The following is a 21,442-nucleotide window of genomic DNA, read 5'->3' on the forward strand; positions in this document are numbered from 1 at the left end:
CGATATGACTGAACTTCACATGCCGCCGGCCCTGCGCTTCATGCTGGCCGCGCGTCGCTGCGAACTGCAGGGCCTTGAAAGCCTGGCGCTCACAGGCGAACTCGTTTCAAGGCTCAGCGAACTGGTTCATGCGCTGCAGAAGGAGCGTGGCTACTCGAACATATTCCTTGCGGACAAGGACGCGTCACGGCTGCACGCACTCGATGGGCATAGCCACGAGGCCGAGGCCATCGAGAATCATGTCCGGGGCTGCTTCGAGCGCTTCGACCTCGAAGCCGCCAGCGCGACCGACCGCGCTCGCCTGTTCAATCGGATCGCGTACGTGCTGCATGGCCTGGATGATCTGCCAGGTGTCAGGCGGCGCCTTCGGGAAGGGCTGCTTTCACCCGGCCAAGCGACGGCCCACTTCACTCGACTGATCGGCGGGCTGCTCGCTGTCGTTTTCGAAGCGGCAGACACCGCGGTCGATCCCACGATCACCCGAGCGCTAGTGGCACTTTTCAACTTCATGCAGGGCAAGGAGCTCGCCGGACAAGAGCGAGCGGCCGGTGTCGCAGGCTTCTCGGCAGGCTTCTTTACGACTGACCAGATCGACCACCTTCGACATTTGTCCGAAGGCCAGGCGCGCTGCTTCGACATCTTTGCCCAGTACACCGACCGCACCGGGCAAACGCTTTGGGAGAACGTGCAGTACGCCGCGCCCGCCGTCCAGCTGGCGCAGTTGCGCACGATGGCGCAGCGGACGTCGAAAGACGCGGCCGTTTCACCGTCACTGTGCGACCTCTGGTTCGATCTCGCCACACAGCGCATCGATGCCATGAAGACGATCGAGGCGCATCTTGCCGCAGATCTGCTCGACCGCTGCCAAGGGGCAATCCGCGCCGCCCAGGCCGACCTGGACAATCACAGGGCGCTTCTCAAGCGGCTCGCAGGTTTCGACCGAGCCAGTGGCCAAGCCGTACTTTTCAATATTCACGGCAGCGCATTGGACAGCGGCCCCCAGGACGGGGTAGGCGCCCACTTGAACCGCTCGATCCTCGACCTGATGCAGGAGCAGACGACACGCCTGCAGAGCGTCAATGATGAGCTCAAGGATGCCCGCCAGACGCTGGACGAGCGCCGGACGGTCGAGCGCGCCAAGAAAGCCCTCATGAAGGAATATCACCTGCACGAAGGCGACGCCTACAAGCATCTGCAAAACGCGGCCATGCAACGCGGCATGCGGTTGGCTGACGTTGCCAGAACCGTGCTCGAACAGGTTGGCCGCAAGGGGGCCATCCGCTCCTGACGGCGCCCCGCCGCTTCAGCCATCTCGATCTGCAGACTTGTACAGCGCTCGCAGACTGTAGAACTCAGCACCGTTCGCAACGCTCGAAAGGTTAACCCCGTTTCGAGCGTATTCATGGACCTCGTCATTGCCCGCCCCGAAGGGTTGTACTGCCCGCCCGGCGACTTCTACATCGACCCCTGGCGCCCGGTCGACCGCGCCGTCATCACGCACGCCCACGGGGATCACGCGCGCTGGGGGATGGGCCACTATCTGGCGGCAGACGCCAGCGAAGGCATCCTTCGCTCACGCATCGCCGCTGACATGCCCCTGCAGACGCTGCCCTACGGTGAGCGGCTCGTTCACCATGGAGTCACGCTGAGCTTCCACCCGGCCGGGCACGTGCTGGGGTCGGCGCAGATCCGCCTGGAATACCAAGGGGAAGTCTGGGTTGCGTCGGGGGACTACAAGGTGGAACCGGACGGTACCTGCGATCCGTTCGAGCCGGTGCGCTGCCATACCTTCATCACCGAGTCGACGTTCGGCCTGCCGATCTACACGTGGCAGCCACAAGCGGAAATATTTGCCGGCATCAACGAATGGTGGCGGGCGAACCGCGAGCAAGGCCGTGCGAGCGTGCTGTTCTCCTACGCGTTCGGCAAGGCCCAGCGGATTCTTCACGGGATCGACGACAGCATCGGTCCGATCCTCGTGCACGGCGCAGTCGAGCCGCTCAACCGGGTCTATCGCGATGCCGGCGTCCGGATTCCCGAAACGCACTACGCCGGTGATTTCAAGAAGACCGACCCGACGATCCGCGAAGCGCTGATCGTCGCGCCGCCCTCCGCCGCCGGAAGCACGTGGATGCGCCGATTTGGGGATTACTCCGATGCCTTTGCCAGCGGCTGGATGATGCTGCGCGGAACGCGGCGGCGTCGGGGCGTTGATCGCGGTTTCGTGCTCTCGGACCACGCCGACTGGCCAGGCCTGCTTTGGGCAGTCGAGCAGACGGGCGCGGAGCGCGTCATGGTGACCCATGGCTCGGTGGCGGTTCTGGTCCGCTACCTGCGCGAGCAGGGCCTGGACGCCCAGGGCTTCACGACCGAATACGGCGATGAGGAAGACGTTGAGCTCGTGGACAAGGAGGCGCCATGAAAGCCTTCGCCGAACTCTACGCTCGACTGGACGAAACCACATCCAGCAATGCGAAGCTGGCCGCGATGGTCGACTATTTCAGCGATGCACCCGCCGCCGACGCCGCGTGGGCGGTGTACTTCCTCTCGGGCGGTCGGCCGAGGCAGCTCGTTCCGACCCGGCTGATGCGGGAACTGGCAATGCAGGCAGCCGGCCTACCTGAATGGCTGTTCGAGGAAAGCTACCAGGCCGTTGGCGACCTGGCCGAAACCGTTTCCCTGCTGGTGCCAACGGCTGACTACAACAGCGATGCCGGCCTGGCCGAATGGATGGAAGACAAGCTCCTGCCCTTGCGTGGCCAGTCGCCCGAAGCCTTGGCCGACGCACTCCCGCCCTTATGGGGCCAGCTCGACAAGCAGAGCTTGATGGTGTGCTTGAAACTGATCACGGGCGCCTTCCGCGTCGGCGTTTCCAAGCTGTTGGTCACCCGTGCACTGGCAGCCATGACAGGGCTCGACGCCAAGCGCATTGCGCAACGTCTGGTGGGCTATACGGATTTGTCCAACCGCCCGGACGCGCTGGCCTACGCTCGGCTGATCGCGCCGGAATCGGATGACGAGCACGCCCAGCGTGGCGGTCAGCCGTACCCCTTCTTTCTTGCACATCCCCTTCAATTGCCGGTCGAGCAGTTCGATGACGCGCTTGGCCCTCCGAGTCATTGGCAGGTCGAGTGGAAGTGGGATGGCATTCGCGCACAACTGGTGAAGCGCGATGGTCGCTTGTGGGTCTGGTCGCGCGGGGAGGAACTGATCAGCGAGCGTTTTCCCGAGCTCGACGAGCTGGCCCCATTGCTGCCGGACGGCACCGTGATCGACGGCGAACTTGTCGTCTGGAAGCACGCCCCCGATGCGACCGCTTCACAAGCCGACCTCATGAACGAAGCCTCCTCGCTCGATAGCGAAGCACTGAACCAAGGCGTGGAAACCGAACTGGAGCGCTTTGGCATCCAGCCCTTTGCGCTGCTTCAACAACGCATCGGCCGCAAAACCTTGACCAAGAAGATCCTGCAGGACGTACCGGTCGCTGTACTGGGCTATGACCTGCTCGAATGGGAAGGCAAGGATTGGCGAAGCCGCCCCCAGTACGAGCGCAGGGCTCAGATGGAAACCGTCATTGCCGACTGCGCGAGCCCCCGACTGATGCCGTCGCCGGTGCTGACCGGCGAGAGCTGGGCAGACCTGGCCGAGCAGCGTGAAGCCTCGCGTGCGCTAGGCGTGGAAGGCATGATGCTCAAGGCACGCGATGCGCTTTATGGTGTGGGCCGCACCAAGGACATGGGCGTGTGGTGGAAATGGAAGATCGATCCATTCTCCGTCGACGCCGTGCTGATCTACGCACAGCGCGGCCATGGCCGTCGCGCCAGTCTGTATTCCGACTATACGTTCGCCGTTTGGGACAATCCGCCGGGTTCGAAGGAGCGCACGCTGGTCCCGTTCGCAAAGGCCTACTCCGGCCTCACAGACGAAGAGATGCGCAAGGTCGACGCCATCGTCCGCAAGACAACCGTTGAAAAGTTTGGCCCGGTCCGCAGCGTTACGCCCACGCTGGTCTTTGAGCTGGGGTTCGAAGGCATTGCGCTGTCGAAACGTCACAAGAGCGGCATCGCGGTACGCTTTCCGCGCATGCTGCGCTGGCGCCACGATAAAAAAGTCGACGAAGCGGATACGCTGGCCAACCTTCAGGAGCTTCTGCAGTGAACCGCCCGAAGCCTGCATGTCACCGCGCGACCGCCGATGAGCGCAGGTCTTCATGACACTGGCGTCAGACTGGTTTGCCGCGAATGGCTGGAAACCCTTTCCCTTCCAGAAACAGGTCTGGGCCGCGATTGGCCGGGGCGAGTCAGGCTTGCTCCACGCCTCCACCGGGGCGGGCAAGACATACGCGGTGTGGCTGGGCGCACTCAACCGCCTGGCGCGTAATGCCAAGCCCAGTGAGAAACCTGTACCGCTGCAGGTGCTGTGGATCACCCCTATGCGCGCGCTCGCCGCTGATACGGCGCGCGCCCTGCAGCGTCCGCTGGACGAGCTGGGCCTGAACTGGAGCCTCGGCCTTCGCACCGGCGACACGGGCAGCGCGGAACGTGCCCGGCAGTCGCGACGGCTTCCTAGTGTCATGGTGACCACACCGGAATCGCTGACCCTGCTGCTCACGCGTGCAGACGCGCATCAGGCGTTCAACAGCCTGCGTATGGTGGTGGTGGATGAATGGCACGAACTGCTGGGCAACAAACGAGGCGTCCAGTTGCAACTCGCACTGGCTCGCCTGCGTCGCTGGCACCCCGACCTCCTGGTTTGGGGACTGTCGGCAACGCTTGGTAATCTTGACCACGCGCACGACGTGCTGCTTCACCCGGGTCATGGCAAGGTCGTCCAGGGCCGTGTCGACAAGACCCTGAAAGTCGACACATTGCTGCCCGACAGCATCGAGCGCTTTCCTTGGGCCGGTCACCTCGGCCTGCGCATGTTGCCTCGGGTGGTCGAAGAGCTTGAATCTGCCAGCACCACCCTGGTCTTTACCAATACGCGCTCGCAGGCTGAGCTCTGGTACCAGGCCTTGCTCGGTGCACGCCCGGACTGGGCGGGACTGATTGCACTGCACCACGGTTCGCTCGCGCGCGAGGTGCGGGACTGGGTGGAACTGGGCCTGAAGACGGGGCAGCTGAAGGCCGTGGTCTGTACGTCCAGCCTGGATCTGGGCGTGGACTTCCTACCGGTCGAGCGTGTTCTGCAGATCGGATCCCCTAAGGGCGTTGCCCGTCTCATGCAACGTGCAGGCCGTTCCGGGCATGCGCCGGGTCGCCCGTCGCGCGTGACGCTGGTGCCTACGCACTCCATCGAAGTGGTCGAAGCCGCGGCGGCGCAAAAGGCAATCGCGGCAGGGCGCGTCGAGGGCCGAGAATCGCCGGACAAACCCCTGGACGTGCTCGTCCAGCATCTGGTGAGCATGGCGCTCGGTGGAGGGTTCAAGCCGGACACGCTGCTGGCCGAGGTGTGTGAGGCCTGGGCGTACCAGACGCTCACCGACGCGGAATGGGAATGGGCGCTGGCCTTCGTTCGCCACGGTGGCCATTCACTGACGGCCTACCCGGACTACCGCCGAGTCGAGCCCGACGAGAATGGCATCTGGCGCGTGCCGGATCGCCGCATTGCCCTGCGCCACCGTATGAGCATTGGCACCATCGTAAGCGACGCCAGCCTTACCGTTCGCTGGTGGAGCAAAGGCGGCAGCGGCACTTCGCTGGGCTCGGTCGAGGAAGGCTTCATCGCCCGGCTGCGACCAGGTGATTGCTTTCTGTTTGCAGGCCGGCTGCTTGAACTCGTCCGGGTGGAAGGCATGGTTGCATTCGTCAACCGTGCCAGCGGCCGAAAGGCAGCCGTACCGCGCTGGAATGGCGGCCGAATGCCCCTTTCGAGCGAGCTGGCGGACGCCGTGGTAGCGCAATTCGGTGAAGCGGCCGAAGGGCGATTTGCCAACGACGAGATGCAATTGGTGCAACCGCTGCTGAGTGTTCAGAAGGACTGGTCTGCGTTGCCCACGCCCGATACGCTCCTGGCCGAAACCATGAAATCCAGGGAAGGCTGGCACCTGTTTCTCTACCCGTTCGCAGGACGGCATGTGCATCTGGGCCTCGCCAGCCTGCTTGCCTGGCGAATGGGCCAGCGGCAACCTGCGACGTTTTCGATTGCCGTCAACGACTACGGCTTCGAGCTGTTATCACCGACCGAAGTGGACTGGCCGCAATGGCTGAACGAGACACTGTTCGACCCGAGCGACCTGCTGCATGACGTGCTCGCCAGCCTTAATGCGAGCGAGCTCGCGCGACGCCGCTTTCGAGAAATCGCTCGGGTGGCCGGCCTGGTGTTTTCGGGGTACCCCGGCGCACAAAAGAGCACGCGGCAGCTGCAGGCGTCCAGCGGCCTGTTCTTCGATGTGTTCCGCCAGTACGATCCGGAAAATCTGCTCCTGGGCCAGGCCGAGGAGGAGGTACTCAAGCAGGAGCTGGACGTCCATCGTCTGCAGGACACCTTGACCCGACTGCGGTCGCTGCGATTGGACATGCACGCGGTCAAGCGCGCCACGCCTTTGGCATTTCCGCTGATGGTCGAGCGTTTCCGTGAAAGCATGAGCTCGGAAAAGCTTGCAGACCGTATTCGCCGCATGGTCGCCGATCTCGATCAAGCGGCAGGCCCCGGCGGCTATCACATCGAGCCAGACGCCACGATCGAGGCGCCGCGCGAAAAATCCTCCAAGCGGGAGCCGCGTAGCCGAAAGACCGGCGAGCCGCGACGCAGCAATCGCACTCCACGTAAACCCAGGATGCGTTAATCCATCCGACCTCAGAGGAGCTGAATTCCCTGCATGACCCCTGCCCTTCCCGTCACATACTGTGGTGCAGACCTCCTGCTGTTAGCTGACAAAGCCATCCATTGGCCTGATCAGGGCGCACTGCTCATGGCTGATGTGCATATTGGCAAGGCTGCAACCTACCGGCGGCTCGGGCAACCGGTCCCGCACGGAACCACCGCCGATAATCTTGCACGCATCGATCATTTGCTGGAGCGCTATCCCAGCGAGCGGCTCATCATCCTCGGTGATTTTCTGCATGCGCCGGAAGCGCACAATCTCGCAACGCTCCACATGCTAGGTCGATGGCGCCAGCAGCATGCGGAGCTGGAGGTCATTCTTATCCGCGGCAATCACGATCGACGCGCTGGCGATCCGCCCGCAGAGCTCGCGATTCGCTCAGTCGCTGAACCGCTGCTTTTAGGGCCCCTGGCATTGCAACACGAGCCCGATCCGCACCCGACTCACGGCGTCGTCGCGGGGCACCTTCATCCCATGAGGGTCTTGCGCGGCCCAGGTCGTGAGCGGCTGCGCCTGCCATGCTTTCACTTCGAGGACCGGATGTGCCTGATGCCGGCGTTCGGTCTCTTTACCGGGGGCATGAACGTCGACGCCACCGAAGGCTCACGACAGTACGTCGTGGCGGACGGTGGCGTCTGGAAGGTTGGGTGATTAGGAAAGGCCTAGAGCCGGGAAATACCGGTAATCGCGATGCCATAACATTCCGCGAGCTGCACCGCTGGCTCACTCAGATCAAGCGTCTCGTCGCCTGGCTCTTTCGCCTCGCAGTGCTCGTCCGCGTAGGTAAGCACATGCTGCACTGCATCATCCATGCTCGGCGCTTCGGGCGATTCGAGCTCCAGCTTCGCAGTGTTGTTGTCTTTGCTGTAGGTGATAGCCCATTTCGACATGACGCATTCCTCCACAAAACTGACTGTGGCAGCCAGACTCGGCCGCCAATCCAGTAAAGACGATCAGACGCGGGTTCGTCGCCCGCAATTTGTAATGGGTCGTAACCGGTGACACCGAATGCAGTTCCGGATGCTGAGCTCAGGCCATGGGCGTTGGCGGCGGCTGATCAGGCACCGTCGGCTCCCCGGGTTCGGTCGGCAGATCCGGCACGCCAGGCTCGGGCGTGTCTGGTTGAGGCTGGCCCGGAATACCGCCGGCCAACTGCCTCCATACCCCTACGGCATGTTCAGCCAGAATCAGTTCGGCAAGTATCGGGTCATCGGGCATCGTCCGCGCCGCGTTCGTATCGAGGTAATAAGACATCGCAAGGCTCCATCGGGGCGCACGCACTACAGCGGGCTGTACCAGATAGAGGCGGGGGCGCGATCGAAAATTCCCCCCGCTCGTCTTTTTAGGCGCCAACGCGTTGCACGCTGGCGCGAGTATCAGGCCTTGGGCAGGGTCACGCCCCGCTGGCCCTGATACTTGCCACCGCGGTCCTTGTACGACACTTCGCATGCCTCGTCCGACTGCAGAAAGAGCATCTGCGCCACGCCTTCATTGGCGTAGATCTTGGCCGGCAGGTTGGTGGTATTGGAAAACTCGAGGGTGACATGACCTTCCCACTCGGGCTCCAGCGGCGTCACGTTGACGATGATGCCGCAACGCGCGTAGGTGCTTTTGCCCAGGCAGATGGTGAGGACATCACGCGGGATGCGGAAGTACTCGACCGTCCGGGCAAGCGCGAACGAGTTTGGAGGGATGATGCAGACGTCGCTTTTGATATCGACGAAGCTCTTTTCGTCAAAATTCTTCGGATCCACGATAGCGGAGTGGATATTGGTGAAGACCTTGAATTCGTCCGCACAGCGGACATCGTAGCCATAACTGGATACACCGTACGAGATGACCCGGCTTTCATCCGCGCCTCGTACCTGACGCTCGACGAACGGCTCGATCATGCCCTGCTCGAGCGCCATGCGGCGGATCCACTTGTCAGATTTGATGCTCATGAGGGCGTCCTGAAGGCTATATGAATAGTGCCGCGCATATTACCGGCGGCGGCTCAGGTCTTCAAAGCAAGCAGACGCCGAACCCGTTTTACCGCTCGTCGCACCCGCGCTCACCGCTTTGACTATCATTCTCATTAACATTAATATCCCCGGCAACACGCCACATTCGCTATAGGGCCACGCATGTACGTATGTCTCTGCCAGGGTGTAACCGACGGACAGATCCGCGACGCGATCTATGAAGGGTGCTGCAGCTACCGTGATGTTCGCGAGTCATTGGGCGTAGGGACTCAATGCGGAAAGTGTGCGTGCGTTGCCAAGCAAGTCGTACGCGATACCCTCGCCGAGGTACAGAGCAGCGCGGCGGTCAACCTGGCTTATCCTGCGCAATTTGCCTCTGCCTGATCAGTGATGAATAAGAAAGCGACCCGAAGGTCGCTTTTTTTGTGCCCGTTGTTTCCGCTCGGGAAGCGGATCGTTCATGCCGCGCTTCAGGTTTGTGTTTCGAATCATATGTTTAGCATCCGAATGCGGAATGCAAACATTCTTATTCAGATTCGAATCCCTATGAATATCAGATAGTTACTGTTGACCCTTGTGAGTTTGGTCCGCACACTTCGGCTATTACAAATCGGCACGGCGGACTCTTCCAATGAAAGGCGACAAGATTGTCATTCAGCATCTGAACAAGGTACTGGGCAACGAACTCGTGGCAATCAACCAGTATTTCCTGCATGCGCGCATGTACGAGGACTGGGGTCTGAATCGTCTTGGCAAGCACGAGTACGATGAATCCATTGATGAGATGAAGCATGCCGATAAGCTCATCAAACGCATTCTTTTCCTCGAAGGCCTGCCCAACCTTCAGGAACTGGGCAAGCTGTTCATTGGTGAAAATACCAAGGAGATGCTGGAGTGCGACCTGAAGCTCGAGCAGATGGCCGTGCCGGATCTCAAGACCGCGATCGCGCACTGCGAAAGCGTCGGCGATTATGGCAGCCGCGAACTGCTGGAGGACATTCTGGAGTCCGAAGAAGAGCACATAGACTGGCTCGAAACCCAGCTGGGCCTGATTGAGAAAGTGGGTCTGGAGAATTACCTGCAGTCGCAGATGGGCGATGAAGACCATTGAGACAGGAACAGGCTCAATAAAAAAGCCCCGCTGATGCGGGGCTTTTTTATGCGCGATTGCTTATTCGGGCTTCGCAACCGCTTCTTTGATCAATGGCTGAAGCTCGCCCTTCTCGAACATTTCGATGAGGATGTCGCTACCGCCAACCAGTTCGCCGTTCACCCACAGCTGCGGGAACGTAGGCCAGTTGCCGTACTTGGGCAGGTTGGCGCGAATTTCAGGGTTTTGAAGAATGTCGACATAGGCGAACTTCTCGCCACATGCCATTAGCACCTGCGAGGCGCGGGCAGAGAAGCCGCACTGGGGCGCATTCGGTGAGCCTTTCATGTACAGCAGGACGCTGTTGCTGGAGATCTGGTCTTTAATGGTTTCGATGATATCCATGAGCACCTCTTGAAACAGTACTTCCCGGACAGGGCCGGCACGATTGCGGCAGTGTAACCAAAATCCGACCTGCCCGCTCGGACTTCTTGGCACCCTACCCCTCCGCAATGCCTGCTCCGTCCAGTCTCTCGGGTTCAATCCGGCGCGATCGGGTTCCACCCAGGCGGCAGAAGCGGGCCGATTGCGCCAATGTTCGACTTCCTTATAAGATCCCGCCTTCACTCAATTCGTTGCCTCCAGCTGGCACGAATACGCGATGACTGACGCTGGCGCGCGAATACGCGATGCCCCAGCGAGATCGCAGCTGGTCCCCCGCCTCACCCAACCTCACGCATTCAGGCCACGGACCAGGGCCTGCAGCAGTGAATACAGGTAACGCACCATGAGCATTCGGCACTTTCTCTCCATGATGGACTACAGCCCGGCGGAACTGTCTGGCCTGATTCGTCGCGGCATGGAGCTGAAAGACCTGCGCCGACGCGGCGCGCTCCATGAGCCGCTCAAGAGTCGTATCCTGGGTATGATTTTCGAAAAGGCGTCGACGCGTACGCGTGTTTCGTTCGAAGCGGGAATGATCCAGCTGGGTGGACAGGCGATTTTCCTGTCACCCCGCGATACGCAACTTGGCCGTGGCGAACCGATCTGCGACAGCGCGATCGTGCTCTCCAGCATGCTGGACGCCGTGATGATCCGCACCTTCGCCCACCAGAACCTGCTTGATTTTGCCGCGCACTCCCGTGTCCCTGTGATCAATGGTCTATCCGACGATCTGCATCCCTGCCAGCTGTTGGCCGACATGCAGACCTTCGCCGAACACCGGGGCAGCATCGCAGGCAAGACAGTGGCCTGGATCGGCGACGGCAATAATATGTGCAACAGCTACATCGAGGCCGCCATGCAGTTCGACTTCCGCCTCAATGTCGCCTGCCCGGCCGGCTACGAGCCGGATGGGCGTCTGACGGCTCAAGCGGGCGACCGCATCCACGTCATGCGCGATCCGCGCGAGGCGGTTCAGGGTGCACATCTGGTCAGCACGGATGTCTGGGCCTCAATGGGTCAGGAAGGTGAAGCCTCGGAGCGGCTCGCGCTGTTCGCGCCGTACCAAGTCGACCGTTCGCTCCTGGACGCGGCCGACGAAAGCGTGATCTTCATGCATTGCCTGCCAGCGCATCGTGGCGAAGAAGTCAGCGACGATTTGCTGGACGATCCGCGCTCGGTCGCCTGGGATCAGGCGGAAAACCGGCTGCACGCCCAAAAGGCGCTGCTCGAATTGTTGATAGCCCCCGTCCACGCCGAATGACGACCGATACCCTGCTCACCCTCAGCGGCCTTTCCTGCGGCTACGGTGAGCAGCGCATCGTTCAGAATCTGGACCTCGCCCTGGATGCGGGCGATATCGGCTGCCTGCTTGGCCCCTCCGGCTGCGGCAAGACCACTACACTTCGCGCGATTGCCGGCTTCGAGCCACTGTTGGAGGGCCAGATCGAGCTCGCCGGCGAGGTCCTCTCGAAGCCGGGCTTCACGCTCGCGCCGGAGAAGCGACGAATCGGGATGGTTTTTCAGGACTATGCCCTTTTCCCCCATCTGACCGTGCGCGAAAACATCAGCTTCGGCATACGGAAACTGCCCGCACGTGAGAACGTGGTCTCCGAGCTACTTGAACTGGTGAAGCTCGATCCGTTTGCCAATCGTCACCCGCACGAACTCTCGGGAGGGCAGCAGCAACGTGTTGCGCTTGCCCGCGCCCTGGCACCTTCCCCACGCCTGCTGCTGCTCGACGAGCCATTTTCGAACCTCGATGTCGAGCTGCGCCGATCGTTAAGCCAGGAAGTCCGCGATATCCTCAAGGCGCGAGGAACGAGCGCGATTCTGGTCACTCATGATCAGGAAGAAGCCTTTGCCGTAAGCGATCGCGTCGGTGTTTTCCAGCGCGGCCATCTCGAACAGTGGGCGACGCCGCATACCCTCTACCACCAGCCGGCTACGCCTTTCGTGGCGAGCTTCGTCGGCCAGGGTTATTTCGTCCGCGGGACGCTCCAGACGTCATCCCTGGCCAGCAGCGAGCTTGGCGATCTCCCTATCAAGGCAGGCCATGCATTGGCAGACGGCACCCCCGTGAAAGTGCTGCTTCGCCCGGATTCGATCATCCCGTCGCCGAATAGCGAGCTAACGGCTCGTGTGGCCAGTCGCGTATTTCTCGGCGCAATGACACTTTACCGCCTGGTGCTGCCATCCGGCCGGACGGTCGAAGCGCTCTTTGGCAGCGACACTGACGTGATGCCTCTTGATGAAATAGGCATTGAGGTCAAGCCACGTCCTCTGAGCGTGTTTCCAGCAGACGCTGGCTGATGGCACGGCCCGCTACCGCGGGCTGATGTGCTGTACAAGCAGCTGCACGCTTTCCTGCCCGCGATACTCGTTCACGTCCAGCTTGTAGGCGACTTCTGCCCAGCGAATGCTCGGGTTGGGCCAGAGTTCGCGGTCGATATTGAATGCGATGCCATCGAGCTGCAGCGACCCACATTCACTTTTCACAACCAGCTTCAAATGGCGCTCGCCGACCAGGCGCTGATGCACAATCTGGAAGATGCCGTGGAAAAGCGGTTCCGGGAAATGCTGTCCCCAAGGGCCAGCATGACGTAGCGCCTTGGCGAGCTCCAAGTGGAATTCCTCGACGCCCAGGCAGCCGTCTGACAGCAAGCGGCCAGTCAGATCATCGTCAGTGAGCTGACGCCTGACCTCGGCATCGAACGCCACGGCGAAAGCACCGAAGTTTTCCTGTGGCAGCGAAAGTCCAGCCGCCATGGCGTGCCCGCCGAACTTGCTGATCAGCCCAGGGTGGCGCGCTGCCACTGCATCGAGCGCATCGCGGATGTGCAGACCAGGCACCGAGCGCGCTGAGCCCTTGAGCACTCCCTCGCCCGCATCGGCGAATGCGATGGTCGGCCGGTGATAACGCTCCTTCAGGCGCGAAGCCAGGATACCAATGACACCCTGGTGCCAATCGGGATCGAACAGGCATAGTCCGAATGGCATGTCGTCGGCCGGAAGGTCCTTGAGCTGGGCAAGCGCCTCACGCTGCATTCCCTGCTCAATCGCCTTGCGGTCCTGGTTCAGTTGATCCAGCTGGACTGCCATGTCCCGAGCCAGCGCCTCGTCTTCGCAGAGGAGGCATTCGATACCGAGCGACATGTCGTCTAGACGCCCGGCTGCATTCAGCCGGGGCCCGAGAATGAAACCCAAATCGGTCGACGTGATGCGCCGAGGATCGCGCCCTGCAACCTCGAGTATGGCACGCAGCCCCGGACGGGCACGGCCCGCTCGGATCCTGGCCAGGCCCTGATGGACGAAGATCCGGTTGTTCGCGTCCAGCGGCACGACATCCGCCACGCTGCCGAGCGCCACGAGATCCAGCAGCTCGGCCAGGTTGGGCTCTTGCCGCCCGGACCGCACGAACCAATCTTGCGCGCGCAGTCGGGCGCGCAGTGCGAGCAACACATAGAAGATGACGCCGACCCCGGCAATGCATTTGCTGGGGAACGAGCACTCGGGCTGGTTGGGATTGACGATCGCGTCGGCGTCGGGCAAGTCCGGGCCGGGCAAATGGTGGTCGGTTACCACCACCTTGAGACCTGCTGCCTTGGCCGCCGCAACGCCGTCAAGACTCGAAATGCCGTTGTCGACGGTGACCAAAAGGTCAGGCGATCGCTGCAGGGCGACAGCCACGATTTCGGGCGTCAGCCCATAACCGTATTCGAAGCGATTCGGAACCAGATAATCGACGTGTGCCGCGCCCAGCTGCCTGAGACCCAGTACACCCACGCTGCTGGCCGTTGCGCCATCTGCATCGAAGTCGCCGACAATGAGAATACGCTGCTGGCGCTCGATGGCCTCGGCCAACAGCGTGACAGCCCGCTCGATGCCGCGCAGCTGCGCATACGGCACCAGGCGCGCGAGCCCCTTGTCCAGTTCGGCGGCCGCCTTGACCCCGCGGGCTGCGTAGAGTCGCGTCAACAGCGGAGGAAGGTCTCCGAGGTCAGGAAGCGTGTCAGGAACGGGGCGAACGTCGATACGCATCCTAGCCTCGATCCCCCATCAGCCATTCCAGCGGGACTTCGTGCTGGCCACGCTCGTCGGTGATGAAAAGCGTGCCGTCGCTGATCATTGCACTCCATACGATGGCCCGCGGCAGGTTGGCTGCGATGGCACCCAACGCGTCCTGATCAAGCGCAACGACATTGACATTCTTCAGATGCTTCACGCCGTCGAGCACCTTGGTCTGCCATACGCGCAGATTGCCATACGCCGCGAGACTGAAGCGTTCGGTACGGCGAGAGCACCAGATAATTCGTTCGGCATCGGGTTGGCCGACTTCGACCCAGTGCAGCACGCGATCGTCCAGGCTCTTTTCCCAGAGCGCCGGTTCATCCACGTCCGAAAGCCCTCGCCCAAAGCTCAGCGCTTCGTGATACCAGAGGATATAGGCGACCAGTCGCGCAGCGAGCCTCTCCTCGGTCTCCGAAGGATGGCGGGCGACAGTGAAACGCAGGTTTTCGTAGACGTTGCGGTCAAGGTCGGTCAGGTTGAGCTCGACCTTGTAGGGTGTGGCTTGCAGTGCCATAGGAGCTTCGGAGATCGCGTGACGAATGGCCGGCCAGTTTACCGCAATGCGGCCTGCCACACCGGAGCGAAACGATGGATGCACGCTCCATTGCCCGCAAAGAAAACCCCGAGCCTTGGGGAAGGAGACTCGGGGTTCAAGGCTGGCCGCCCACCAGGCGGCCAGGTCGAGCACCGCCGCCACAGGAGCGAATGACGTCGGTGCCACATGATTTGAGATTCGATTTCAGACCGTGCGTTCCGGGCGGAATCGCCTAGGCCGACGGTCAGTAAGCGCCATCAGGCGGCGTGCTGATCGATCCGGTCGCCGAAGATCACCGGTGGCATCCAGTTGGAGGGACGGCTCAATCTCAGATCATGACGGATACCATCTACAACATCGGTAAGAGAGCGCCTGTCTTCGAGCTGAGCGCGGCAAAGTGTGGTTTCGAGCAACAACTGGCCTTGCTCCCCATACAGCGCAAGGGTACGGGCACCGTCCTCACGGACTGGGCCAAACGCCACTTCATAGGGCGTCAACGCTTCAATCAGCAGGTCTTCCGTGCTGCGCATCATTCATCACCTTCTTGTTTGCCGATACCTGTGCCCCACGCCGGAAAACCGGTCCGCACGCTGTCGGCTCGAATCTGGGTGGGTGCACGCAGATGCCCAATTAAAGACCGCTCATGCCCGTCGGAAGTTCGCCCCAGCTCGGAGCGGCTTCACTCACGCTGAACGGCCATGTGCCCCAACAATGCACGACACATATGACAACGTCCATACCAGCAACACCGATGTACAATCTACCGTCAGCGAACGGCACGAACCCACGCTTCGTAGGTCATAGCTCCACATTTTTCTCCCGCTGGACATTTGCGAAGGGAATCAAACATGGCATCACTGTTGCGTCTTGTCGGACTGGTCGGCGCTCTGGTCTGCACTGCATTGGCGCACGCCAAAGACATCGATCCTGCGACCTACGGCTATCCACTGGTCAACCCGTTCGAAGCGACCATCACCTCCACGCCACCCAATCTTCGCCCTGATGTCCCACTGCCTGAGGATATTGATCAGCGCGACTACAGCGTAAAACTGCGCCCCGAGCGGGAATTCACGCTGCCGCCAAATTTCTGGCCAGTGAAAACGATGAGCTACCGCCTGGCCCGCCAATCCGGCCCGGCACCTCTGATCTTCATCATCGCCGGAACAGGCGCCCGCTATTCAAGCAGCACGTCGGAGTTCCTCAAGCAGCTGTTCTATGGCGCCGGGTTCCACGTCGTCCAGCTGTCCTCTCCTACCAGCTACGACTTCATGGCGGCCGCATCACGCTCGGCTACCCCAGGGCTTTCCGCCGAAGATGCCGACGACCTGTACCGGGTAATGCAAGCCGTCAAGGCAGGGCACCCGGACCTGCCGGTAACCAAGTACTTCCTGACGGGCTACAGTCTCGGCGCGCTGAACGCAGCGTTCGTCAGCCACCTGGACGAAACGCGCCGCAGCTTCAACTTCGAACGCGTGCTGCTGCTGAACCCACCGGTTAACCTCTATACCTCGATCAGCAATCTGGACCTTTTGGTCCAAACCCGCGTCAAGGGCATCGACAACCACACCACCTTCTACGAGGTTGTGTTGGCCAAGCTCACGCGGTACTTCCGAGAGCGGGGCTATGTCGACATAAACGATGCGATGCTGTACGACTTCCAGCGCTCAAGGCAGCATCTCACCAACGATGAAATGGCGATGCTCATCGGCACGTCATTCCGATTTTCGTCTGCGGATATCGCATTCACATCGGACCTGCTGAATCGCCGCGGCCTGATAACGCCACCCGGGCAGATCATCACTGAAGGCACGAGCCTTACGCCGTTCTTCGAGCGTGCGCTGCAGTGTGATTTCGACTGCTACATGACCAATCAGCTGATCCCCATGTGGCGTGCGCGTCACAAGGGGACGAGCCTCAACGAGCTGATCCAGCAAAGCAGCCTTTACGCGCTGGAGGACTACTTGCGGTCCTCCGACAAGATCGCCGTGATGCACAATGCGGACGACATCATTCTCGGCACAGGGGACATCGGTTTCCTGCGCCGTACCTTCGCTGATCGCCTCACCCTGTACCCATACGGCGGGCACTGCGGCAACCTCAATTACACCGTTAACAGCAACGCGATGGTGGAGTTCTTCAAATGATTCGACGCCTGTTGTTCGTGCTGCTGTTGACCACCGGCGTGGCCCATGCCCAACAACGCCTCGTGGACGAAGACGGCTTCAAGAACCCGATGCAGTACTTGCATTTCAACCCAGGCCTGGACCAGCATGAGTTCGAACGGGCAACTTTCCGGGCCCTCGACATCTACGATCCGTGGGAGCCATGGAACCGCCGCGTCTACCACTTCAACTATCGACTGGATCAGTGGGTCCTGCTGCCAACGGTCCGTGGCTATGAAAGGGTAACGCCTCGCTTCGTGCGAAGTGGCGTCAGTAACTTCTTCCGCAACCTTGGCGACTTCACGAACCTGTTCAATAGCCTCGCGCAGCTGAAGTTCAAGCGCTCTGGCGATACCACTGCGCGCATCCTGTTCAACACCACCTTCGGCGTGCTCGGCCTCTGGGATCCGGCCACCCTGATGGGTCTGCCACGCCAGCCGGAAGACTTCGGACAGACGCTCGGCTACTGGGGCGTGCCAAACGGACCTTACGTCATGCTTCCACTGTTCGGCCCATCGAACCTTCGTGATACCACGGGTCTTATCACTGACTTCACACTCGAAAGCCAGGTCGAGTTCCTCAACGCCGCGACCGGCTCGGGGGACCACCCTGAGGTCATCCTGCTCCGCGGTATCGATACGCGCTACAACACGCCGTTGCGTTATGGTCAGCTGAACTCGCCCTTCGAGTACGAGAAGATCCGGTACGTCTATACCAAGTCCCGACAGCTTCAGATCGCCGAGTGAGATGATCGGTATCGGCGCGCCTCCGCCGCCGATACCCCCTCCTGCCTGATACCTCTTTTGCAGGCCTATACCGGCCCAGCCGGGCGATGTCGTGCGTTGCTTCACCCGTATTGATGCCAGGTGAGCCCCAGAGCGCGTACGATTAACGCCAAGGCGATAATGATATTGAGAACGCTTCTCAAAAATCATAGACTGGCGCCTTCTTGCCCTCGGGTCAGGTCCAGCCATGAAGTCCGCCGTACGATCTACTCTGCTACTTGCGTTTGATCCCTCCAGGACACGGCCCGAGGGAATGTCATGACGGTCAAAACAAGCGGCTGGCGCTATAGAGGTGCAGTCCTCGCGCGCGCAATGGCGGCCAGCGTGGGCGGCTATGGGCTCGCTGCTGCATTTGCCGTGTTCATGGCGCGTGCACTGCCACTGGACAGGGCGGAAGCGGTACTGGCGGGCGCGATTCCGTCGTTCCTCGTTTACTGCGCCGCGGTTATCTGGGTCTTCGCGGCCCGAACGGCCTGGCGAGCCTGGATAGGCGTCATCGTCCCGACCGGCCTACTGACCTTCGCCGCGTATGCGATCAGCTCAGGCGCCGCGCCATGAAGGCCGGGTTCCGGCAGTCACAGGCCTGGTTGCATACCTGGACCGGGGTGATCCTCGGCTGGCTGCTCTTTGCCATCTTCATCACCGGTACGGTGAGCTACTTCCAGGACGAAATCACCCACTGGATGCACCCCGAGCGCCACGGCTCAAGCAGTCAACCCCTGCATCTTGATCGTATAACCGCTTCCCTGGCGGAACAGGCGGGCAATGCATCAGCCTGGCAAATTGTGCTGCCCACCGAGCGGATGCCGGTGGTTACCGCTTACTGGCGCGCCGAAGGCACACGGCGTTTCGAGCAGGCGATATTCGACCCCGCCTCCGGTCAGGCGCTTCAGACCCGCCCAAGCGAAGGGGGCAACTTCTTTTACCGCTTCCATTTCCAGCTTTGGCATATCGACGTGCTGACAGGGCGATACCTGATCGGCATCGCCACCATGTTCATGTTCGTCGCGTTGATCACCGGCATCATCACCCACAAGAAGATCTTCAAAGACTTCTTCACCTTCAGGCCGCGCAAGGGCCAAAGGTCATGGCTCGATGGCCATAACGTAACGGCGGTGCTGGCGTTGCCGTTTCACCTCATGATCACGTTTACAGGGCTGGTGATCTTTACCTGGCTCTACATGCCGTGGGGAGTGAACGCACTCTACGGCGATGACCGTATGGCTTTCTTCGACGAGCTATTTCCACGACAGGAGGTGGCGCCGCGCACCGGCGACGCTTTCGCTGTTCCTCCCTTGCAGCCGTTCCTGGACCGCGCTCGGGAACGTTGGCAAGGCGAGCCGCCGGCTCGCATCACCATTCATAACCCGGGCGACCGGAACGCACTGATCGAGATTGCCACGGGCCAGGACAACCAGATTGCAGGGAATGAACCGCATCTGGTCTTTCAGGCGCAAGATGGAACGCTGATACGGTCGTTCGGCAGTCTGAAGCCTGTTGCGCTTTTCAGCCGCGTACTCGTCAACCTCCACCTGGGTCAGTTCGCGGACCCGATCCTGCGTTGGCTATATTTCCTAAGCGGGCTTGGCGGTACCGTCATGGTCGCAAGCGGCCTGGTACTCTGGGTCGTGAAACGCACGGTGCAAGCAGGCGAAAAGCCTGGACTTGGCCTGCGCCTGGTGCGGGTGCTCAATGTCGGCGCTGTACCAGGGCTTATCGTAGCGATGGCCAGTTATTTCTGGGCAAATCGCCTGTTGCCAGGGACCCTCGAGCATCGCGCCGAGTGTGAGATCCACGTATTCTTCGCCGTCTGGGCTGCCGCGTTCATTCATTCCGCCATTCGGCCCCACCGGCGTGCCTGGGTTGAACAGCTCGCCTGTGCCGCCCTCCTCCTGAGTGCGATTCCGATATTGGATGTCGTGACTCATAGCTACCACCTTCCCAGGAATGCGAGCTACTCGGAGTGGATGGTGACCGGTTTTGACATCACCTGCGCCGCACTTGGCGGCCTGCTGTTCTGGGCGGCCTGGAAAGTGAGTCGCCATGCCGCGACTGTCCAACCAAAGCGCACAACCCGTGCGAGCGCCGATGCGGACGCTCCGCTCCAGCTGGGGCCCAGTCAATGACCTTCCTTGCGTTCTGCCTTGCCTATGGTGGCCTGTGCTGCCTGTGCCTGTCCGCGCCCAAGCACTACCAGACGCTGATAGGAAGCTTGCCGGCCCTATGGGAAGCCAGGGTATTCAAGGCAGTCGGTTGGGCTGGCCAGCTGCTCGCACTGGGCGCATGCTGGGTGAGTCGAGGCGCCGCAGTGGGCACCGTGCTGTATCTGGGCATGCTCACGGTTGGCGGCATCGCCCTGATCCTGATGCTCGCCTATCGGCCCCGATGGCCGATGTACCTGGCGTCAATGGGCACAGCCCTGGGCCTGTTCCTGCTGCCATTTACGCACTAAGCGGCTCAATAGAGTCGCGGCTCACCTTCCGGTCGGGTCTTGAAACGTCGGTGCGCCCAAAGGTATTGCTCCGGACAGGCGCGTACCTGCTGTTCAACCCACTGATTGATCCGAACGCAGTCGGACTCCTCGCTTTCGCCCGGAAAATGCTCGAAAGGCGGATGAACCACCAACTCATAGCCCTTCCCATCCGGCAGACGACGCTGCGTCATTGGCATTACCCGGGCGCGCCCGAGCCGGGCGAACTTGGTGGTCGCGGTAACCGTCGCGGCGGGAATTCCAAACAGCGGTACGAAGATGCTCTGCTTACGCCCGTAATCCTGATCCGGCGCGTACCAGATGGCGCGCCCCGCCCGCAGCACCTTCAGCATGCTGCGTACATCTTCGCGTTCGATGGCGGTCGCGTCCGCGTTGTGCCGCTCGCGCCCGCGCCGCTGGACGAAGTCGAACACGGGATTGTCATGTTCACGGTACATGCCGTCGATGGTATGCAGCTGCCCAAGCAGCGCGGCACCGATCTCGAGCGTGGTGAAGTGAAGCGACATCAGGATCACACCCTCGCCGGTTGCCTGGGCTGCGTGCAGATGCTCGATGCCTTTGACACGGGCTAGGCGGCCAAGGCGTGATCTGGGCCACCACCAGCTCATGGGCATCTCGAAGAAGGCAATGCCTGTCGAAGCGAAGTTCTCCCGCAACAGACGCTCACGCTGGGACTCGCTCATTTCCGGAAAACAGAGCGCGAGATTGCGGGCCGCGATGCGCCGGCGCTTTCCAGCGAACCGGTACATGAGCGCGCCGAGTGCGCGGCCCAACCTCAACAGCACTGGATAGGGTAGCTGGACGATCAACCAGAGCACGCCCAGCCCCGCCCAGAGCGGCCAGTACCGGGGATGAAGAAACGCAGGCTTGAAGCGAGGACGCGGCATGGAATGACCGTTGGAGACTGTGGGCGCATTTTAGGGGCATCCGGCGTTAATCGCGAGCCGAGCTGGGGCGAAGTCCCATGACTGGCAGGCCTTGCGCCGATACAAACGACATGAAGTCCAGGGGCCACTATGGTCACTGAGCCCGTTTATCGCTATAAACCGATGCATTCGATGCGTGGGCGTTCACCTG

The 21,442-nt window shown here is 61.3% G+C and carries 22 protein-coding genes; 14 read left to right on the plus strand and 8 right to left on the minus strand.

Annotated features, from left to right (window positions below):
- The first annotated feature begins 4 nt into the window (after positions 1–4).
- The 5 genes from ACY8D3_RS13245 (at position 5) to pdeM (ending at position 7,477) form a co-directional block, all read left to right on the plus strand.
- Positions 5–1,288, plus strand: coding sequence for a nitrate- and nitrite sensing domain-containing protein (locus tag ACY8D3_RS13245; protein WP_462379233.1), 1,284 nt, complete (start codon positions 5–7; stop codon positions 1,286–1,288).
- A gap of 114 nt (positions 1,289–1,402) precedes the next feature.
- The gene (locus ACY8D3_RS13250; RefSeq protein ID WP_462379234.1) at positions 1,403–2,422 is read left to right on the plus strand and encodes a ligase-associated DNA damage response exonuclease; all 1,020 of its coding nucleotides are present in this window, start codon (positions 1,403–1,405) and stop codon (positions 2,420–2,422) included.
- Positions 2,419–4,158 carry an ATP-dependent DNA ligase gene (locus ACY8D3_RS13255; RefSeq protein WP_462379235.1) on the plus strand — a complete coding sequence of 580 codons (1,740 nt, stop codon included), beginning with the start codon at positions 2,419–2,421 and terminating at the stop codon, positions 4,156–4,158. Before ACY8D3_RS13250 ends, ACY8D3_RS13255 begins: the two co-directional genes overlap by 4 nt.
- Positions 4,159–4,210: 52 nt before the next feature.
- The gene (locus ACY8D3_RS13260) at positions 4,211–6,787 is read left to right on the plus strand and encodes a ligase-associated DNA damage response DEXH box helicase (RefSeq protein WP_462379236.1); all 2,577 of its coding nucleotides are present in this window, start codon (positions 4,211–4,213) and stop codon (positions 6,785–6,787) included.
- Positions 6,788–6,820: 33 nt separating this feature from the next.
- Complete coding sequence (gene pdeM / locus ACY8D3_RS13265; protein ID WP_462379237.1) at positions 6,821–7,477, plus strand: ligase-associated DNA damage response endonuclease PdeM; 657 nt, start codon at positions 6,821–6,823, stop codon at positions 7,475–7,477.
- Between the two features lie 11 nt (positions 7,478–7,488).
- Here pdeM and ACY8D3_RS13270 read toward each other — a convergent pair whose 3' ends face one another.
- The 3 genes from ACY8D3_RS13270 to dcd all read right to left on the minus strand — a co-directional run bounded on the left by ACY8D3_RS13270 (position 7,489) and on the right by dcd (position 8,769).
- Entirely contained in the window at positions 7,489–7,716 is a 228-nt protein-coding gene (locus tag ACY8D3_RS13270; protein WP_462379238.1) for a hypothetical protein, read from the minus strand.
- A 139-nt stretch (positions 7,717–7,855) separates the two neighbouring features.
- Positions 7,856–8,044 carry a hypothetical protein gene (locus ACY8D3_RS13275; RefSeq protein WP_462384379.1) on the minus strand — a complete coding sequence of 63 codons (189 nt, stop codon included), beginning with the start codon at positions 8,042–8,044 and terminating at the stop codon, positions 7,856–7,858.
- A 158-nt stretch (positions 8,045–8,202) separates the two neighbouring features.
- Positions 8,203–8,769, minus strand: coding sequence for a dCTP deaminase (gene dcd, locus ACY8D3_RS13280; protein WP_462379239.1), 567 nt, complete (start codon positions 8,767–8,769; stop codon positions 8,203–8,205).
- Between the two features lie 183 nt (positions 8,770–8,952).
- On the opposite strand from dcd, the gene ACY8D3_RS13285 reads away from it, so the two are divergent.
- Both ACY8D3_RS13285 and bfr read left to right on the plus strand, forming a co-directional pair.
- Entirely contained in the window at positions 8,953–9,174 is a 222-nt protein-coding gene (locus tag ACY8D3_RS13285) for a bacterioferritin-associated ferredoxin (protein ID WP_462379240.1), read from the plus strand.
- 247 nt (positions 9,175–9,421) lie between these two features.
- Positions 9,422–9,901, plus strand: a complete 480-nt coding sequence (gene bfr / locus ACY8D3_RS13290) for a bacterioferritin (RefSeq protein ID WP_462379241.1) — start codon at positions 9,422–9,424, stop codon at positions 9,899–9,901.
- A gap of 60 nt (positions 9,902–9,961) precedes the next feature.
- On the opposite strand, the gene grxD is transcribed toward bfr, so the two are convergent.
- On the minus strand, positions 9,962–10,285 hold the full coding sequence (grxD, locus tag ACY8D3_RS13295) for a Grx4 family monothiol glutaredoxin (RefSeq protein ID WP_462379242.1): 324 nt from the start codon (positions 10,283–10,285) through the stop codon (positions 9,962–9,964).
- 382 nt (positions 10,286–10,667) lie between these two features.
- Between grxD and argF the strand changes: the two genes are divergently transcribed.
- Together argF and ACY8D3_RS13305 are read left to right on the plus strand one after the other, a co-directional pair.
- Positions 10,668–11,585, plus strand: a complete 918-nt coding sequence (gene argF / locus ACY8D3_RS13300; protein ID WP_462379243.1) for an ornithine carbamoyltransferase — start codon at positions 10,668–10,670, stop codon at positions 11,583–11,585.
- Entirely contained in the window at positions 11,582–12,634 is a 1,053-nt protein-coding gene (locus ACY8D3_RS13305; RefSeq protein WP_462379244.1) for an ABC transporter ATP-binding protein, read from the plus strand. Before argF ends, ACY8D3_RS13305 begins: the two co-directional genes overlap by 4 nt.
- A gap of 12 nt (positions 12,635–12,646) precedes the next feature.
- On the opposite strand, the gene recJ is transcribed toward ACY8D3_RS13305, so the two are convergent.
- The 3 genes from recJ to ACY8D3_RS13320 form a co-directional block, all read right to left on the minus strand.
- Positions 12,647–14,362 (minus strand): single-stranded-DNA-specific exonuclease RecJ, encoded by a 1,716-nt coding sequence (gene recJ / locus ACY8D3_RS13310; protein ID WP_462379245.1) that lies wholly within the window; start codon positions 14,360–14,362, stop codon positions 12,647–12,649.
- Position 14,363: 1 nt separating this feature from the next.
- Entirely contained in the window at positions 14,364–14,906 is a 543-nt protein-coding gene (locus ACY8D3_RS13315; RefSeq protein WP_462379246.1) for a YaeQ family protein, read from the minus strand.
- Positions 14,907–15,184: 278 nt separating this feature from the next.
- A complete protein-coding gene (locus tag ACY8D3_RS13320) occupies positions 15,185–15,460 on the minus strand; it encodes a DUF3509 domain-containing protein (protein WP_462379247.1) in 276 nt (91 codons plus the stop codon).
- A 315-nt stretch (positions 15,461–15,775) separates the two neighbouring features.
- On the opposite strand from ACY8D3_RS13320, the gene ACY8D3_RS13325 reads away from it, so the two are divergent.
- The 5 genes from ACY8D3_RS13325 to ACY8D3_RS13345 all read left to right on the plus strand — a co-directional run bounded on the left by ACY8D3_RS13325 (position 15,776) and on the right by ACY8D3_RS13345 (position 20,326).
- On the plus strand, positions 15,776–17,071 hold the full coding sequence (locus ACY8D3_RS13325; protein ID WP_462379249.1) for a serine/threonine protein kinase: 1,296 nt from the start codon (positions 15,776–15,778) through the stop codon (positions 17,069–17,071).
- Positions 17,068–17,835 carry an MlaA family lipoprotein gene (locus tag ACY8D3_RS13330; protein ID WP_462379250.1) on the plus strand — a complete coding sequence of 256 codons (768 nt, stop codon included), beginning with the start codon at positions 17,068–17,070 and terminating at the stop codon, positions 17,833–17,835. Before ACY8D3_RS13325 ends, ACY8D3_RS13330 begins: the two co-directional genes overlap by 4 nt.
- Positions 17,836–18,132: 297 nt before the next feature.
- Positions 18,133–18,432 (plus strand): DUF3649 domain-containing protein, encoded by a 300-nt coding sequence (locus ACY8D3_RS13335; RefSeq protein WP_462379251.1) that lies wholly within the window; start codon positions 18,133–18,135, stop codon positions 18,430–18,432.
- Positions 18,429–20,000: a PepSY-associated TM helix domain-containing protein gene (locus ACY8D3_RS13340; protein ID WP_462379252.1), complete on the plus strand. Its 1,572-nt coding sequence runs from the start codon at positions 18,429–18,431 to the stop codon at positions 19,998–20,000. The genes ACY8D3_RS13335 and ACY8D3_RS13340 overlap by 4 nt, the downstream gene beginning before the upstream one ends.
- Positions 19,997–20,326: a DUF3325 domain-containing protein gene (locus ACY8D3_RS13345; protein ID WP_462379253.1), complete on the plus strand. Its 330-nt coding sequence runs from the start codon at positions 19,997–19,999 to the stop codon at positions 20,324–20,326. Before ACY8D3_RS13340 ends, ACY8D3_RS13345 begins: the two co-directional genes overlap by 4 nt.
- A 5-nt stretch (positions 20,327–20,331) precedes the next feature.
- Here the strand turns inward: ACY8D3_RS13345 and ACY8D3_RS13350 are convergent, their stop codons facing one another.
- A complete protein-coding gene (locus tag ACY8D3_RS13350) occupies positions 20,332–21,252 on the minus strand; it encodes a lipid A biosynthesis lauroyl acyltransferase (RefSeq protein WP_462379254.1) in 921 nt (306 codons plus the stop codon).
- Positions 21,253–21,442: the final 190 nt, after the last annotated feature.

The organism is Pseudomonas sp. Marseille-QA0892 (genome assembly GCF_054950135.1).